Below are 15883 nucleotides of genomic sequence, written 5' to 3'. Positions count from 1 at the left end.
GGAGGTTACATAATGGATGGCATTACTGGCTTATTCCCCTCATGGATGTTTACGGCGGGCGTCGTCGTCATTGTTCTATTGGTTATCGGTATTATTTTCGCCAGGCTCTATCGCCGGGCTTCCGCAGAACAGGCTTTTGTCCGTACAGGTCTTGGCGGACAAAAAGTGGTTATGAGCGGCGGTGCTATCTCCATGCCCATTTTCCACGAAATCATTCCGATCAACATGAATACCCTGAAGCTTGAAGTTAGCCGCTCTACCGCCGACAGCCTGATCACCAAAGATCGTATGCGCGTCGACGTCGTTGTGGCCTTCTTCGTCAGGGTCAAACCGTCTATTGAAGGTATTGCCACCGCAGCGCAAACCCTCGGTCAACGCACATTGTCGCCGGAAGATTTACGCATGCTGGTCGAGGATAAGTTCGTGGATGCCCTGCGCGCCACCGCGGCGCAGATGACCATGCATGAGCTGCAGGATACGCGTGAAAACTTCGTGCAGGGCGTACAAAATACCGTTGCTGAAGACTTATCCAAAAACGGCCTGGAGCTGGAAAGCGTCTCGTTGACCAACTTCAACCAGACTTCGAAAGAGCACTTCAACCCCAACAACGCCTTTGACGCCGAAGGTCTGACTAAGCTCACCCAGGAGACGGAGCGTCGTCGTCGCGAGCGTAATGAAGTCGAGCAGGACGTTGAAGTTGCCGTGCGGGAAAAAAACCGCGATGCCCTGTCGCGCAAGCTCGAAATCGCACAGCAAGAAGCCTTTATGACGCTTGAGCAGGAGCAGCAGGTGAAAACCCGCACCGCCGAGCAAAACGCGAAAATCGCCGCTTTTGAAGCGGAACGCCATCGCGAAGCGGAACAAACACGCATCCAGGCTGAACGACAGATTCAGGAAAGCGAAATCGAACGCGAGCAGATTGTGCGGACTAAAAAGGTCGAAGCGGAACGGGAAATTCGCATTAAAGAGATCGAGCAACAGCAGGCGACGGAAATTGCGAATCAGACAAAATCTATCGCCATCGCCGCAAAATCCGAACAGCAGTCTCAGGCAGAAGCTCGTGCAAACGACGCGCTGGCCGAATCCGTCCGCGCACAGCAAAACGTTGAAACCACGCGCCAAACGGCGGAAGCCGATCGTGCTAAACAGGTTGCGTTAATCGCCGCCTCTCAGGATGCAGAAACCCAGGCGGTCGAGCTGACGGTTCGGGCAAAAGCAGAAAAAGAAGCCGCTGAGCTTCAGGCAGCGGCAATCGTGGAACTGGCAGAAGCCACAAAGAAAAAGGGCCTCGCGGAAGCGGAAGCCCAGCGCGCACTCAACGATGCTATCAACGTACTTTCCGATCAGCAGACCAGTCTGAAATTCAAACTGGCGCTGCTGCAATCGCTACCGGCGGTTATCGAGAAATCCGTTGAGCCGATGAAGTCCATTGAAGGCATCAAGATTATTCAGGTTGACGGCCTTAACCGGGGCGGCGGCGCTGGCGGCGCGGAAAACGCCACCGTCAGCGCAGGCGGCAGCAATCTGGCGGAGCAGGCGTTGTCCGCGGCCCTTTCCTATCGTACCCAGGCACCGCTGATTGATTCGCTGTTAAATGAAATTGGCCTCTCCGGTGGTTCGCTTAATGCTCTGACCACGCCACTAAATTCACCAACAGCGATCGAGCCAGGTGAGGAATCAGTAGGAAAAGAAGCATAATCGCTTCCCAGCAAAATCGCTAAACACCTCATCCCTGGCCCCAAAAGCCGGGGATTTTTTTATCCCAAACATGACTTTTCAGCGCCAGGAACACTGTTTTTGCGTGGACGATCCAGTAATAAAAAATCGGAGAGGGGAAGCCCTTGCGCCAGTAAGGACGCTCGCTAACAATCGCTGTGTCAGCAAGGGGCTGAAACGGGAAAGCCCCTCCCGAAGAAGAGGCTTTAATAAGGAAAGGGTTATGATGAAACTGGTCATCATACTGATTGTGCTGTTACTGATAAGTTTCCACGCTTACTAACAGTCAATCAGAGGGGGGAGAAATCCCCTCTCACCCTTATTCCTTTACTGTAGGTCGAAAAAACAGCAGCGTCAACAGCGAGGAGCGCACCAAAGCGAAATCCTCAATGCGCCTTCAACATTCATGATTTATCGCTATCTTTCTGGATCTTCTTAATGATATTGGTTGTCGAACAGCCATCTTCAAAGTTGAGCACCAGCACCTCGCCGCCGTTTGCCCACACCTCTTCGCTACCGGCAATCTGCTCCGGCTTGTAGTCGCCGCCCTTCACCAACAGGTCCGGCAGAATGCCTGCAATCAGCCGCTGTGGCGTATCTTCTTCAAAAGAGACCACCCAGTCGACAGCTTCCAGCGCACCCAGTACGATCATTCGTTGATCCAGCGGGTTCACCGGGCGAGACTCGCCTTTCAGGCGTTTGGTCGATGCGTCGCTGTTAACAGCAACAATCAGGCGGTCGCCCAGCTTGCGCGCATTCGCCAGATAGGAGACGTGGCCCGCGTGCAGAATGTCGAACACGCCGTTGGTCATCACGACTTTCTCGCCGCGTTTACGCGCCGCAGCCACTGCCAGCTTCAGCTCTTCTTCGTTCATCACGCCAAAGCCCGTTTCTGAACGCCCGCGAACCGCATTTTCCAGCTCGATAGGCGAAACGGTAGAGGTACCGAGTTTGCCCACCACCACGCCTGCCGCCGCGTTGGCGAAGTAGCAGGCCTCTTCCAGCGAATTACCGGAAGCCAGCGTCGCGGCCAGCACGCCAATCACCGTATCGCCCGCGCCGGTAACGTCATAAACCTCCTGCGCCTGAGTCGGCATATGCAGAGCTGGTCGGCCCGGTTGCAGCAGCGTCATACCCTGCTCGGAGCGAGTGACCAGCAGCGCAGACAGCTCGAAATCAGTGATAATTTTCATCCCACGCTCAACGATTTCCGCTTCGTTCTGACATTTCCCCGCTACCGCTTCAAACTCGGAGAGGTTCGGCGTCAGCAGCGTAGCACCACGATAGCGTTCAAAATCAGTGCCTTTCGGGTCGATCAACACCGGAACGCCCGCGTCACGAGCGAGCTTAATCATGGTCTGCACGCTGGTCAGCGCGCCTTTGGCGTAGTCAGACAGCACCAGCGCACCAATAGAGCTCAGCGCCTGCTGAATACGCTCGTGCATCGGCTGCGGATCGACGCCAGAGAAACCTTCTTCGAAATCAAGACGAATTAGCTGCTGGTTGCGCGAAAGCACGCGTAGCTTGGTGATTGTTGGATGCGTCGGCAGGGATACAAAGTCGCACTTCACATTGACGTCGGCCAGCGCCTTGCTCAACGCACGGGCAGCATCGTCAATCCCGGTCAAGCCAACCAGGCGAGAAGTCGCACCGAGCGACGCAATGTTCATCGCTACGTTTGCCGCACCGCCAGGACGTTCTTCGATATTTTCTACTTTCACCACCGGCACCGGCGCTTCCGGCGAAATTCGGCTAGTAGGGCCATACCAGTAGCGGTCCAGCATCACATCGCCAACCACCAACACTTCTGCACGTTCAAACTCTGGCAGCGTTACTTTCATTACTTTCTCCTGCGAGACGCAAACTTTGCGCGCGATAATAGCACACCCGTTTTTTTAGTTAAGCCATCAACCACTTCTGCCAGCTGGCGCTGACCTGTTCACGTTCCTGACTAAACGCGTCAGGCGCCACGTTCCCCGGCAGCTCCTGCAGGGCCAGGTGATGCAACGCATCGCGTAACGTGGTGTAGGCATGGGTCAATGCCCTCGCCTCTGCATCGTCCATAATATCGTTCTGCGCCAGCAGTTCCAGAATGCGCACGTTATCAGACCAACGCGTGAGTTTCGGCTTATCACTGGCATAGCGTAGGACCAGATACTGGGTAATAAATTCAATATCCGTGATCCCGCCAGCATCAGCTTTAATATCAAAGCGATCATGGTGCTTATTGCCGAGGTGAGCGCGCATTTTTTCACGCATTTCCCGCACTTCACTTTGCAGTTTTTCGCCTTCGCGCGCAGTGGTAAGAATATCCCGACGAATCACGTCAAAACGCGCCTGTAGCTCAGGGTCGCCATAGACAACGCGAGCGCGAACCAACGCCTGATGTTCCCAGGTCCAAGCTTCGTTTTGCTGATAATCAGCAAAGGAATCGGTGGTGGTAACCAGCATACCCGCCGCGCCTGAAGGACGTAAGCGAGCGTCCACTTCGTACAGAATGCCCGAAGGCGTTCGGGTGCTGAAAAGATGCATAATGCGCTGCGCCAGGCGCAGATAAAATTGGCGACCATCAATTTCGCGCTCGCCGTCGGTCATCACTTCCATCGGGCAGTCATGCAGGAACACCAGATCGAGGTCAGAACTGTAGCCCAGTTCCCAGCCCCCCAGCTTGCCGTAGCCAACCACCGCAAAGCCGCGCCCCTGACGATCGTGCAGATGCGTTGGCTGACCATAGCGGGCGACCATTTGCAGCCACGCCTGCTGGACTACCGCATCGATCATCGCCTCAGCCAGCCAGGTTAAGTGATCGCTCACTTTCATCACCGGCAGCGTCCCGGCGATGTCGGCAGCGGCAATGTGTAACAACTGAGCTTGCTTAAACTGGCGTAACGCTTCCAGTTGCTGCTCTTCATCCTCTTCCGGCACGCGCAGCAGATACTGGCGCAGCTCATCGCGGTAGGCGTCGGTGGCCGTCGGCTGATAGAGAGTATTTGGATCCAGCAGCTCATCCAGCAGCAACGGGTGCCGCGCCAGCTGGCTGGCGACCATCGGCGAAGCGGCGCACAGGCTAATCAGGTGCTTCAACGCGCCGGGGAATTCGCTCAGCAGCTCAAGATAAGTGGTACGAGTGACGATCCCGGTCAGTAGCGGCGTAATGCGCGCCAAAGGCACCGGAGCATCCGCACGTGAACAAATTTCGCTCAGCAGATGCGGCATGAGCTGATCAAGCACCTGACGACCGCGCGGGCCAATCGTGCGTCGGTCCAGCTCTTTACGGAAATCGGCGATCAGCGCCAGCACGCTGCGGCGATCGTTATCCGCAAGATGCGCCAGCGCCGGGCTGGTATCGTCCTCTTCCAGCGCGTCCTGCCACAGTTCGCGCCAGTACTCTGCGAGCTGTTCATCTGGCGATTGTGCTTCATCATCACCGATCAATTCATTAAAGACGCGCCGCACGTTGGCCATCTGCTCCGCCAGCCGCACGCTAAGCGTATCCCAATCTGCAGCACCCATCCCCCACGCTAGTCTGGCGCGATTAAGCTCATCCTGCGGCAGGGTTTGCGTCTGCTCGTCGTTGATGCTTTGCAGCAAGTTTTCCAGGCGACGTAAAAACAGATAGGCCTCTCGCAGCCCTGGCGCATCACCTTCAGGTAACAAATGAAGCTCTTCGATAGCGGCCAGCGTCGGCAACAAAGCACGCTGTTGCAGCATCGGCTCGCGCCCGCCGCGAATCAACTGGAAGACCTGGACGATAAATTCAATCTCACGGATGCCGCCCGCGCCGAGCTTGATATTGTCCTTCAGCCCCCGGCGGCGCACTTCACGGGCAATCATCCCTTTCATGTTGCGCAGGGACTGAATGACGCTGAAATCGATGTAGCGACGGAAGACGAACGGTCGCAGCATGGCGCGCAGTTCGCTGGCATAAATGCCATCGTTATCCCCCATAATCCGCGCTTTCACCATCGCGTATCGCTCCCAGTCGCGCCCCTGCTCCTGGTAATAATCCTCTAGCGCGGCGAAGCTCAACACCAGCGGACCGCTATCGCCAAACGGGCGCAGGCGCATGTCGACGCGATAAACGAAACCATCCTGAGTGGGCTGATCCAGGACCTTGATTAAACGTTGTCCAAGACGGGTAAAAAACTGCGCGTTATCCAACTCCCGACGCCCACCTTGCGTGGAGCCGTGCTCCGGCCAGGCAAAAATCAGGTCGATGTCGGAGGAGAAGTTAAGCTCGCCGCCGCCAAGTTTACCCATCCCCAAAATCAACAGCGGCTGCGGCGAACCTTCTGCATTGCACGGAGTCCCCCATTCGCGGCAACAGGCAACGTAAAGCCAGTCGCGAGCGGCGACAATCAGCGTTTCCGCCAGCACGCTTAGCTGCTGCAAACTGCTCTCTTCGCTGACCAGCGATAACGACTGGGCCCAGGCGATACGCACCATTATCCAGCGGCGAAACTGGCGCAGTTCGCGCATCAACGTGGCTTCATCATTCACCTCTGCAAGACGCGTCTGTAGCCAGTCGGCGTAATGACGCCACTCCTGCGCCTCAGGCGGCGAGCTTTCAAGTTCCGCCAGCCATTGCGGTTGGGCGACCAGACTGTGCTCGACGAAATCGCTGAATGCCATCACCGACTGCGCCTGCTCACTTAATGTGGATACTGGAAAATCCGCCGGTAGCCGGTCTATGACCGTCTGCCAGTGCTGCTGTAATTGCGAAGAAAGCGGCATCTTAGGGGCTCCCTGGCCTGAAATTATCGTTTTCCACTATGCAGCCAGAACGGCTCTGCTGCCAGCGCCTGGCGACGGAAATATTCGAGGACGCTGCTGTCGTTATGCTCAATCGCCCGGTGGATTTCTTGCCAGCTTTCCAACCACGGCGCGGCAACATCTGCATACGCACCAGCCAGAAGCTGAACGCTGTCGATTTCGCGTGCCAGGCGCGGAAGCTGACCGACATACTCATCGGCTGACGGCTGCGCAATCGAGTTTTTCAGCTCAGCCGCCGCGCGGGAGAGCTGAATATCAGCAAAGCGTTTGAAAGAGCCGCTGATTTTCTGTTCACCGGCTGCGTTCATAAAGGGACGCCAGCCGCGATTCACCAGCCACTCGGTAAGCGCCAGCTTAGCGCCTACGCAGGCAACATTAAACAGCGCCGCCTGGGCGTTCTTTTCCTCCAACAACGCAGCTTCAGCTTCGTTCAAGCGCTCACGAAGTTGGGTCGTTGCCTTACGAGGGACAATACCGCCAAACAACACCAGCGTATGCCGAACGCGGGCAATCGCCTGCAAAATCTCGACTTTCGCTTTTGAATTGCCACGATTGAGGACTTCATCATGATAGAGCCAGTGCGCCAGCGCGTTTTCCAGCGCCGCCTCCAGCGCCTGCTCCACGCTGGCCTTCGGCGTCACACGCAAAACAGATAATGCGGTTAGCGGACGCTCTTCATTGCCCTGCGCCAGATGATAGCCGCGAGCCGCTTTGCTCAGACTTCCCTGACGCAGCACGCCGATATCCAGCAGGCGATGGGCAAGGGTCAGAATATCCTGCGGATCGCCAGACAACAGCTCCAGTTCCAGTTCGCAGATAGGCTCCTGATGCTCACCAGCTTTGACTTCCCCCCGATCGAGGGCAATTTCAATCTCGCTACCGCCTTCTTTCACTACCCATCTTTCACGTTCGAAATCGGTACTAAAAAGCGGCTGTACGTTCTGCGCAAGCTCGACCGGCAGCTCGCCCTGTGGCCAGACTTCGGCAGGAAGCCTCTCCAGCGCCAGTTCTGGTTTTTCCAGCGCAATATTGTACTCCGGGCGCTGATGTAGCCCGCCCACCACGCGACCGGCGATTTTCAGCGTCATTTCATAACGCCCCTGGTCACCGCGAATGCGCAACCCCATATCGTGGCGACGCAGCCAATTGTCCGCCGTTTCGTAGTAAATATTCAGCAGTTGAGCTGCGGGCGTGTGTTTAGCTTCTAACGCGCTAAGGTGCTGACGCAGTACGTCTACACCATTGTGGGCGACGATAAACTTTAATTCGATTTCTTGAGCCATGACTGAATTCTTCCGCTTATGTGCTGTGCCGGGAAAATGCGGCGAACTAACGACGATATTTCTTGTCAGTAAATAGTATTTTGCGGCGAATCGCCATGCAATGCGCATTTTGCCGGGCCACCTGTTGGATGATTCCGATTGTGGCGGAAAACTTTGCGTCACTACGGTGATGCCACTACTATCGTTCAACTTTTTATGACCAAACGATGACCTGATGCCAAAATTACGCCTTATTACATTTACTTTGCTGGCGCTTAGCGCCGCCACGGCGGTTCACGCGGAAGAAAAGCGTTACGTTTCTGATGAACTGAATACCTGGGTTCGCAGCGGTCCGGGCGATAACTATCGTCTCGTAGGCACCATCAACGCCGGGGAAGAAGTCGCGGTGCTGCAAACTAATGACAGCACCAGTTATGCACAAGTGCGCGACAGCAGCGGTCGTACCGCCTGGATCCCACTGAAAGAGCTGAGCAATGAGCCCAGTATCCGCATCCGCGTGCCGGACCTGGAAAACCAGGTCAAAACCCTGACCGATAAGCTGAACAACATCGATACCACCTGGAACCAGCGTACGGCGGACATGCAAAAGAAAGTCGCCGGTAGCGATGCCGTTATCAACGGCCTGAAAGAAGAGAACCAAAAGCTGAAAAACGAGCTGGTTGTCGCGCAGAAGAAGGTGAGCGCCGCCAATCTGCAATTAGATGACAAACAGCGCACCATTATCATGCAGTGGTTTATGTATGGCGGCGGCGTGCTCGGCGTCGGCCTGCTCCTCGGTCTGGTATTGCCACACCTGGTGCCGAGCCGCAAACGCAAAGACCGCTGGATGAACTAATTCGTCTTCTCTGCCAGACTTACGTATCATCGTGAGAAAACGAATACGGGAGAGTAAGGCGTGAAGGTTTATCTGGTCGGTGGTGCGGTTCGGGATGCGTTATTAAGGCTACCGGTCAAAGACAGAGATTGGGTCGTAGTTGGCGCTACGCCTCAGCAATTACTCGACGCGGGCTACCAGCAGGTAGGCCGCGATTTTCCCGTGTTCCTTCATCCGCAAAGCCGTGAAGAGTATGCCCTGGCGCGTACCGAGCGGAAATCCGGTTCCGGTTACACCGGCTTTACCTGCTATGCCGCCGCTGACGTCACCCTCGAGCAAGACCTGCAGCGCCGCGATCTAACAATTAATGCACTGGCCCAGGATGCTGACGGTCTGATTATCGATCCCTACGGCGGCCAGGATGATTTGCGTCTGCGCCTGCTGCGTCACGTCTCGCCCGCCTTTAGCGAAGATCCGCTGCGAGTTCTGCGGGTGGCGCGTTTTGCCGCGCGCTATGCGCATCTGGGCTTTCGCATCGCTGATGAAACTATGGCGCTGATGCGCACGATGGCCGATGCCGGTGAACTTGCGCACCTCACGCCCGAGCGGGTGTGGAAAGAGACGGAGAGCGCCCTCACCACCCGTAATCCCCAGGTTTTCTTTCAGACCTTACGCGACTGTCGTGCGCTCAAGGTGTTGTTCCCGGAAGTCGACGCCCTCTACGGCGTACCAGCACCTGCTAAATGGCATCCGGAAATCGACACGGGTCTGCATACCCTGATGACCATCACGATGGCGGCAATGCTCTCTCCTGAAGTGGACGTGCGTTTCGCCACCCTGTGTCACGATCTCGGGAAAGGGCTGACGCCGAAAGAGCTCTGGCCACGCCATCATGGTCACGGCCCGGCTGGCGTTAAGCTGGTCGAACAGCTTTGCGTTCGCCTGCGGGTACCCAATGAAATCCGCGATCTGGCAAAACTGGTCGCCGAATTTCACGATCTGATTCATACCCTGCCAATGCTACAGCCTAAAACGCTGGTCAAACTGTTCGATAACATTGACGCCTGGCGCAAACCGCATCGAGTCAGGCAAATTGCCTTAACCAGCGAAGCCGACGTGCGCGGGCGCGCCGGTTTTGAGGCTTGCGATTACCCTCAGGGTCGCCTGCTGCTTGAAGCCTGGGAAGTGGCCAAATCGGTGTCGACGAAACAGGTAGTGGCTGAAGGTTTTCAGGGGATTGAGATTCGCGAAGAGCTGACGCGTCGGCGGATTAAAGCCGTAGCACAATGGAAAGAAAAACGTTGCCCTCAGCCGCAAGACTGAGGGCCAGGTCTTATCAGAAGAAGACCACGTAGACCGCTGCCGCAACGACAAAACGGTAGATAGCGAACGGAATAAACGAGATACGTTTAATCAGCTGCAGGAAGGTTTTAATCGCAATCAGCGCGACGATAAACGCGGTGATGAAGCCAACGGCAAACATCGGAATATCGCTAACGCTCAGAAAACCGATGCTCTTGTACATATCCAGCACGGTTGCGCCCATCATCATCGGCACCGCCAGCAGGAACGAGAACTCAGAAGCCGCATAGCGGCTTACGCCCATCAGCATCCCGCCAGAAATGGTCGCCCCGGAACGCGAGAAACCCGGCCACAGAGCCAGACACTGGAAGCAACCGATCACGAACGCCTGACGATAGGTCATATCGTCAATGCCTACTGCGCGCGGCTGTTTTGGTTTCAGCACTTCCGCCGCGATCAGCAGCACACCGCCAACAATCAGCGCATACATCACGTTAACCGGATTGAAAAGAGACTTAATGGAATCATGGAAAATCAGCCCCAGCACCACCGCCGGGATCATCCCAAGAAGAATATGAATAAGCGATAAACGACCACTGCCCTGGCCTTCATGCTCTGGAGGTCTGCCAAAATGAATACCGATAAGACCAAACAGACGACGCCAGAACATCACAACAACCGCAAGAATAGAACCTAGCTGAATCACCACCTCAAAAGTATTTGCGGTATCGCCTTCAAAACCAAGAAGATGACCGACAATAATCATATGACCCGTACTGGAAACAGGTAAAAATTCTGTCAAACCCTCAACCACACCCAATATTGCCGCCACCAGCAGCGAGTGTATATCGCTCATCCAATTAAACCCTTTAAAAAGTAAAATGAAAAAAACCAGGAACTATGACCGGTATAAACGCAATTTGTTTAACAAGTATGACCTGAAAAGTTTTGTTTCAGATTAAGGCCACGCTCAATAATGACACCAACGTTCGTTGCCCGGGCCACTGCGCCAGGCTTGCTGACTTTAATACGTACCCATGGAGATTGGAACTTTTCCAGCAGCAGGTCGGCAATTTCTTCCGCCACGCGTTCGACAAGCGCAAAACTCGCGCCCTCAACGTGATTAATCACCAGCTCGCTGATGTCAGCATAGCTGAGACAATCGCTGACATCATCACTGGCCGCCGCTTTGCGGTTATCCCACGCCATTTCGATATCGAACACCAGCTTCTGTTCGATGGTTTGTTCCCAGTCATAAACACCAATAGTGGTGATTACCGAAAGTTGCTCTATAAATACAATATCCATCACGACCTGCCTGCTTTTTGGCTAAACCGGATACCACTTCCGGCGAATTATGCGTATTATCCACAGATGCAAAGACATCCCCTAAATAATTTGCGTTGCGGGAAAGCAGCGACGCAGCGAGCCTTCGGGAACATAGCGCCACTATGCGTCCAGGCAAACCGACGCGCCGACTGCGCGAAAGGTGACGGGGATAAACCGACACTTTCAAAATGGAACAGCTGATGAGTGCAATCGCGCCTGGACTGGTTATCCTCGCCTACCTCTGCGGCTCAATCTCCAGCGCCATTCTGGTGTGCCGCCTCGCTGGCCTGCCCGATCCTCGCGATAACGGCTCCGGCAATCCCGGGGCGACCAACGTCCTGCGAATAGGCGGCAAGAGAGCAGCCGTAGCGGTGCTTATTTTTGACGTGCTGAAAGGCATGCTGCCCGTCTGGGGCGCGTGGGCATTGGGCCTGACCCCGTTCTGGCTTGGCCTGGTAGCGATTGCCGCCTGCGTGGGTCACATCTGGCCGGTATTCTTTAATTTTCGCGGCGGCAAAGGCGTGGCTACTGCTTTTGGTGCTATTGCCCCTATCGGCTGGGATCTCACCGGCGTGATGGCGGGGACCTGGCTGCTCACCATTCTGCTCAGCGGCTACTCTTCTCTCGGCGCCATCGTCAGCGCGCTTATCGCGCCGTTCTACGTATGGTGGTTTAAACCGCAATACACCTTCCCGGTGTCGATGCTTTCGTGCCTGATCCTGCTACGCCATCATGACAACATTCAGCGCCTGTGGCGTCGCCAGGAGACCCGCATCTGGACGCGGTTAAAAAAGAAGAAGAAAACGCCAGAGCAGAAGTAACCTTTGCATCACGTAGCCAACGAGACCACAGCTCGAAGTATGGCGGTTATGAGGCTGATAACAAACTTGATTTAGATATGGTGCTGTATTCTTGTCGGGTGGCGGCTCGAAGTATGACGGGCATAAGCTTTTCATATGACCGTGATGCTTAGCCCCCGATCAATACTCATCCCTGCTGTTTTATCTTGATTTTGCAGGGGCGCGACATTGCACGGCACCGTGTTACCACAGACCAAAAAAGGCTGGCAGGCCACGCTGGACCTGCAGTTTCAATTTCTTGGCGGGAAAACAACGCTCGCCTCTCGTCGTCATGTCGGTCCCCTTACCGTTCAGCGCCCTTTTTATCCTGAAGAAGAGACCTGCCACCTCTATTTACTCCATCCCCCCGGCGGCATCGTCGGCGGCGATGAACTGACCATTAGCGTCACCATTGAGCCTGGTTGCCATACGTTGATCACCATGCCCGGCGCCAGTAAGTTCTATCGCAGCAGCGGCGCTCAGGCACGGCTTGAGCAAACCCTGGCGCTGGCCGAAAACGCAACACTCGAATGGCTGCCGCAGGACGCGATCTTCTTTCCCGGCGCTAACGCCTCTTTGCATACCGCGTTTCACCTCACCGCCTCCAGCACGCTGCTGGCCTGGGACCTACTGTGTCTTGGCCGCCCGGTGATTGGCGAAGCCTTTAGCCACGGCGCGATAACCAATCGGCTGGAAGTGTGGATCGACGGCTCCCCGCAATTGATTGAGCGCCTGAGTCTGGCCGACGGACAGCTGGCAAGCGTCGCTGAGCAGCCGTGGGTCGGAACTCTGCTGTTCTACCCGGCGAGCGAAACGCTGCTGGACGGCGTGCGTGAAAAGCTTATTCCACTGGCTAATTACGCCGGAGCCACGCTTATCGATGGCCTGATGACAGTCCGCTTTTTAAGTGACGATAATCTGCTTTGCCAGCGGGCAATGCGCGATATCTGGCAATTTATGCGCCCGCATCTGACCGGTAAATCTCCGCTACTTCCCCGAATCTGGCTGACCTAAGAGAATGCTATGGAACTAACACCCAGAGAAAAAGACAAGCTGTTGCTGTTTACCGCCGCGCTGGTGGCAGAGCGTCGTCTGGCCCGCGGTCTGAAGCTCAACTACCCCGAATCCGTGGCCCTAATCAGCGCCTTTATTATGGAAGGCGCGCGCGATGGTCAAAGCGTCGCGGCGCTAATGGAAGACGGACGTCACGTCCTGAGCCGCGATCAGGTCATGGAAGGCGTGCCGGAAATGATCCCCGACATCCAGGTTGAGGCCACTTTTCCGGACGGCTCGAAGCTGGTCACCGTCCATAACCCGATAATCTGAGGCAGCCACGATGATCCCAGGAGAGTATCAGGTAAAGCCCGGTCAGATAGCCATTAACGTTGGCCGCGCGACCTGCCGCATTACCGTTGAGAATCATGGCGACCGACCGATTCAGGTGGGATCGCATTACCACTTCGCCGAAGTTAACCCAGCGCTGAAGTTCGATCGTCAACAGGCCACCGGTTATCGTCTGAATATCGCCGCCGGAACCGCGGTGCGCTTCGAACCGGGGCAAAAACGCGAGGTGGAGCTGGTGGCGCTTGCCGGAACCCGCGCGGTGTATGGTTTTCGCGGCGAGGTCATGGGCAATCTGGAGGCTAGCGATGAGTGAGATTTCGCGTCAGGCCTGGGCCGATATGTTCGGCCCCACCATCGGCGACAAAGTGCGCCTGGCGGACACCGAGCTGTGGATCGAGGTTGAAGACGATCTCACTACCTACGGCGAAGAGGTCAAATTTGGCGGTGGCAAAGTGATCCGCGACGGTATGGGCCAGGGGCAGATGCTTGCCGCCGAATGCGTGGATCTGGTGCTGACCAACGCTCTGATTATCGATCACTGGGGGATCATCAAAGCCGATATCGGCGTCAAAGACGGGCGGATCTTCGCGATCGGAAAAGCAGGGAATCCGGACATTCAACCCAACGTCACGATCCCTATCGGCGCGGCGACGGAAATTATTGCTGCGGAAGGTAAGATCGTCACCGCAGGCGGCGTCGACACCCATATTCACTGGATCTGCCCGCAGCAGGCGGAAGAGGCGCTGGTCTCCGGCGTCACCACGATGATCGGCGGCGGTACCGGTCCGGCGGCGGGAACTAACGCCACAACCTGTACGCCGGGGCCGTGGTACATCTCGCGAATGCTGCAGGCGGCAGACAGTCTGCCGGTCAATATCGGCCTGCTGGGCAAAGGCAACGGCTCGAATCCGGATGCGCTGCGTGAGCAGGTTACAGCGGGGGTTATTGGCCTGAAAATTCACGAAGACTGGGGCGCGACGCCGGCGGCAATCAACTGCGCGCTGACCGTAGCCGACGAGATGGATGTTCAGGTCGCGTTGCACAGCGACACTCTCAATGAATCCGGCTTCGTGGAAGATACCCTGGCGGCTATTGGCGGGCGCACTATCCATACTTTCCATACCGAAGGCGCGGGCGGCGGCCATGCGCCGGATATTATTACCGCCTGCGCACACCCCAATATTCTGCCGTCATCGACCAATCCAACGCTGCCCTATACCGTCAACACCATTGACGAGCATCTGGACATGCTGATGGTTTGCCATCACCTCGACCCGGATATCGCCGAGGACGTGGCGTTTGCCGAATCGCGTATTCGTCGGGAAACCATCGCCGCAGAAGACGTCCTGCACGACCTAGGCGCGTTCTCCCTCACCTCGTCCGATTCGCAGGCCATGGGCCGCGTCGGTGAAGTGATTTTGCGTACCTGGCAGGTGGCGCACCGCATGAAAGTCCAGCGCGGCCCGTTAGCGGAAGAGAACGGGGATAACGATAACTACCGCGTGAAGCGCTATATCGCCAAGTACACCATTAACCCGGCGCTGACCCACGGCATCGCCCATGAAGTTGGTTCGATTGAAGCGGGCAAACTGGCAGATCTGGTGCTGTGGTCCCCGGCGTTCTTCGGCGTGAAACCGGCGACAGTGGTCAAAGGCGGCATGATCGCCATCGCGCCGATGGGCGATATCAACGCTTCCATCCCAACGCCACAGCCGGTGCACTATCGCCCAATGTTCGGCGCGCTGGGTAGCGCTCGTCACCACTGCCGCTTGACCTTCCTGTCGCAGGCGGCGGCGGAAAACGGCGTCGCTGAAAAGCTGAACCTGCACAGCATGACGGCAGTAGCGAAAGGCTGCCGCACAGTACAAAAAACCGATATGCGCCACAACGGACTGCTGCCCAATATTACCGTTGATTCGCAAACCTACGAGGTGCGTATCGACGGCGAACTGATCACCAGCGAACCGGCGGACGTACTACCAATGGCGCAACGTTATTTCCTGTTTTAAGGAGTGAAAATGCTTTATTTGACCCAACGCGTGGACGCTCCGGCACAGGCCACTGCCAGCGTCACGCTGCCGATTGATGTGCGGGTGAAAAGCCGCATTAAAGTCACGCTTAATGATGGCCGCCAGGCGGGCCTGCTGTTGCCGCGCGGCCTGCTGCTGCGCGGCGGCGATATTCTTAGCAACGAAAACGGCAGCGAATTTATCAAGGTGATCGCCGCCGATGAAGCCGTTTCAGTGGTGCGTTGTGATGACCCCTTTGTGCTGGCAAAAGCCTGCTATCACCTAGGAAACCGCCATGTGCCGCTGCAAATCATGCCCGGCGAGCTACGCTACCATCATGATCACGTGCTGGACGATATGCTGCGCCAGTTTGGTCTGGCCGTTGATTTCGCTCACCTGCCGTTTGAACCGGAAGCCGGAGCTTACGCCAGCGAGTCGCACGGCCATCACCACGATCATGGGCACAGCCACTAA

Annotated in this window: 15 protein-coding genes and 1 pseudogene; 10 read left to right on the top strand and 6 right to left on the bottom strand. The window is 56.2% G+C overall.

Annotated elements, in window-relative coordinates; translation table 11 throughout:
- The first annotated feature begins 12 nt into the window (after positions 1-12).
- Positions 13-1698 carry a flotillin family protein gene (locus AC07P6_RS03970; RefSeq protein WP_478315684.1) on the top strand — a complete coding sequence of 562 codons (1686 nt, stop codon included), beginning with the start codon at positions 13-15 and terminating at the stop codon, positions 1696-1698.
- A 241-nt stretch (positions 1699-1939) separates the two neighbouring features.
- On the top strand, positions 1940-1999 hold the full coding sequence (locus AC07P6_RS03965) for a type I toxin-antitoxin system Ibs family toxin (protein ID WP_104917541.1): 60 nt from the start codon (positions 1940-1942) through the stop codon (positions 1997-1999).
- A gap of 121 nt (positions 2000-2120) precedes the next feature.
- On the opposite strand, the gene hldE is transcribed toward AC07P6_RS03965, so the two are convergent.
- Genes hldE through AC07P6_RS03950 form a run of 3 tightly spaced genes read right to left on the bottom strand, consistent with a single transcriptional unit; the run spans position 2121 to position 7772 of the window.
- Positions 2121-3557 (bottom strand): bifunctional D-glycero-beta-D-manno-heptose-7-phosphate kinase/D-glycero-beta-D-manno-heptose 1-phosphate adenylyltransferase HldE, encoded by a 1437-nt coding sequence (gene hldE, locus AC07P6_RS03960; protein ID WP_182234975.1) that lies wholly within the window; start codon positions 3555-3557, stop codon positions 2121-2123.
- 58 nt (positions 3558-3615) lie between these two features.
- Positions 3616-6450, bottom strand: a complete 2835-nt coding sequence (gene glnE / locus AC07P6_RS03955) for a bifunctional [glutamate--ammonia ligase]-adenylyl-L-tyrosine phosphorylase/[glutamate--ammonia-ligase] adenylyltransferase (protein WP_478315683.1) — start codon at positions 6448-6450, stop codon at positions 3616-3618.
- Between the two features lie 23 nt (positions 6451-6473).
- Positions 6474-7772, bottom strand: a complete 1299-nt coding sequence (locus AC07P6_RS03950) for a CYTH domain-containing protein (protein ID WP_478315682.1) — start codon at positions 7770-7772, stop codon at positions 6474-6476.
- A 214-nt stretch (positions 7773-7986) separates the two neighbouring features.
- Between AC07P6_RS03950 and AC07P6_RS03945 the strand changes: the two genes are divergently transcribed.
- Together AC07P6_RS03945 and AC07P6_RS03940 are read left to right on the top strand one after the other, a co-directional pair.
- Positions 7987-8607: a TIGR04211 family SH3 domain-containing protein gene (locus AC07P6_RS03945; protein ID WP_112213692.1), complete on the top strand. Its 621-nt coding sequence runs from the start codon at positions 7987-7989 to the stop codon at positions 8605-8607.
- 60 nt (positions 8608-8667) lie between these two features.
- Positions 8668-9909, top strand: coding sequence for a multifunctional CCA addition/repair protein (locus AC07P6_RS03940; RefSeq protein WP_434661430.1), 1242 nt, complete (start codon positions 8668-8670; stop codon positions 9907-9909).
- Between the two features lie 13 nt (positions 9910-9922).
- Here the strand turns inward: AC07P6_RS03940 and bacA are convergent, their stop codons facing one another.
- Both bacA and folB read right to left on the bottom strand, forming a co-directional pair.
- On the bottom strand, positions 9923-10744 hold the full coding sequence (gene bacA, locus AC07P6_RS03935) for an undecaprenyl-diphosphate phosphatase (RefSeq protein ID WP_182234980.1): 822 nt from the start codon (positions 10742-10744) through the stop codon (positions 9923-9925).
- A gap of 68 nt (positions 10745-10812) precedes the next feature.
- Complete coding sequence (gene folB / locus AC07P6_RS03930; RefSeq protein ID WP_434661428.1) at positions 10813-11196, bottom strand: bifunctional dihydroneopterin aldolase/7,8-dihydroneopterin epimerase; 384 nt, start codon at positions 11194-11196, stop codon at positions 10813-10815.
- Positions 11197-11417: 221 nt separating this feature from the next.
- Here folB and plsY point away from each other — a divergent pair, with 221 nt between their 5' ends.
- The gene (plsY, locus tag AC07P6_RS03925) at positions 11418-12038 is read left to right on the top strand and encodes a glycerol-3-phosphate 1-O-acyltransferase PlsY (RefSeq protein WP_182234981.1); all 621 of its coding nucleotides are present in this window, start codon (positions 11418-11420) and stop codon (positions 12036-12038) included.
- Positions 12039-12172: 134 nt separating this feature from the next.
- Here plsY and AC07P6_RS03920 read toward each other — a convergent pair.
- Positions 12173-12256: pseudogene (locus tag AC07P6_RS03920) on the bottom strand (short-chain dehydrogenase); the annotation flags it as partial.
- On the opposite strand from AC07P6_RS03920, the gene AC07P6_RS03915 reads away from it, so the two are divergent.
- From AC07P6_RS03915 to ureE, 5 genes are read left to right on the top strand one after another with little or no spacing between them, the layout of a single operon-like run.
- Positions 12246-13070, top strand: coding sequence for an urease accessory protein UreD (locus AC07P6_RS03915; RefSeq protein ID WP_478315681.1), 825 nt, complete (start codon positions 12246-12248; stop codon positions 13068-13070). The pseudogene AC07P6_RS03920 and the gene AC07P6_RS03915 sit on opposite strands and share 11 nt — an antisense overlap.
- A 9-nt stretch (positions 13071-13079) precedes the next feature.
- Complete coding sequence (locus tag AC07P6_RS03910) at positions 13080-13382, top strand: urease subunit gamma (protein WP_110273008.1); 303 nt, start codon at positions 13080-13082, stop codon at positions 13380-13382.
- 10 nt (positions 13383-13392) lie between these two features.
- Complete coding sequence (locus AC07P6_RS03905) at positions 13393-13713, top strand: urease subunit beta (RefSeq protein WP_181484820.1); 321 nt, start codon at positions 13393-13395, stop codon at positions 13711-13713.
- Positions 13706-15409 (top strand): urease subunit alpha, encoded by a 1704-nt coding sequence (gene ureC, locus AC07P6_RS03900; RefSeq protein ID WP_478315680.1) that lies wholly within the window; start codon positions 13706-13708, stop codon positions 15407-15409. The genes AC07P6_RS03905 and ureC overlap by 8 nt, the downstream gene beginning before the upstream one ends.
- Before the next feature lie 9 nt (positions 15410-15418).
- Entirely contained in the window at positions 15419-15883 is a 465-nt protein-coding gene (gene ureE / locus AC07P6_RS03895; RefSeq protein ID WP_478315678.1) for an urease accessory protein UreE, read from the top strand.

This window comes from Klebsiella sp. GFKo11 (assembly GCF_056490265.1).
Note: the sequence above shows the minus strand (reverse complement) of the source record. Positions and strands in the feature narration are given on the sequence as shown.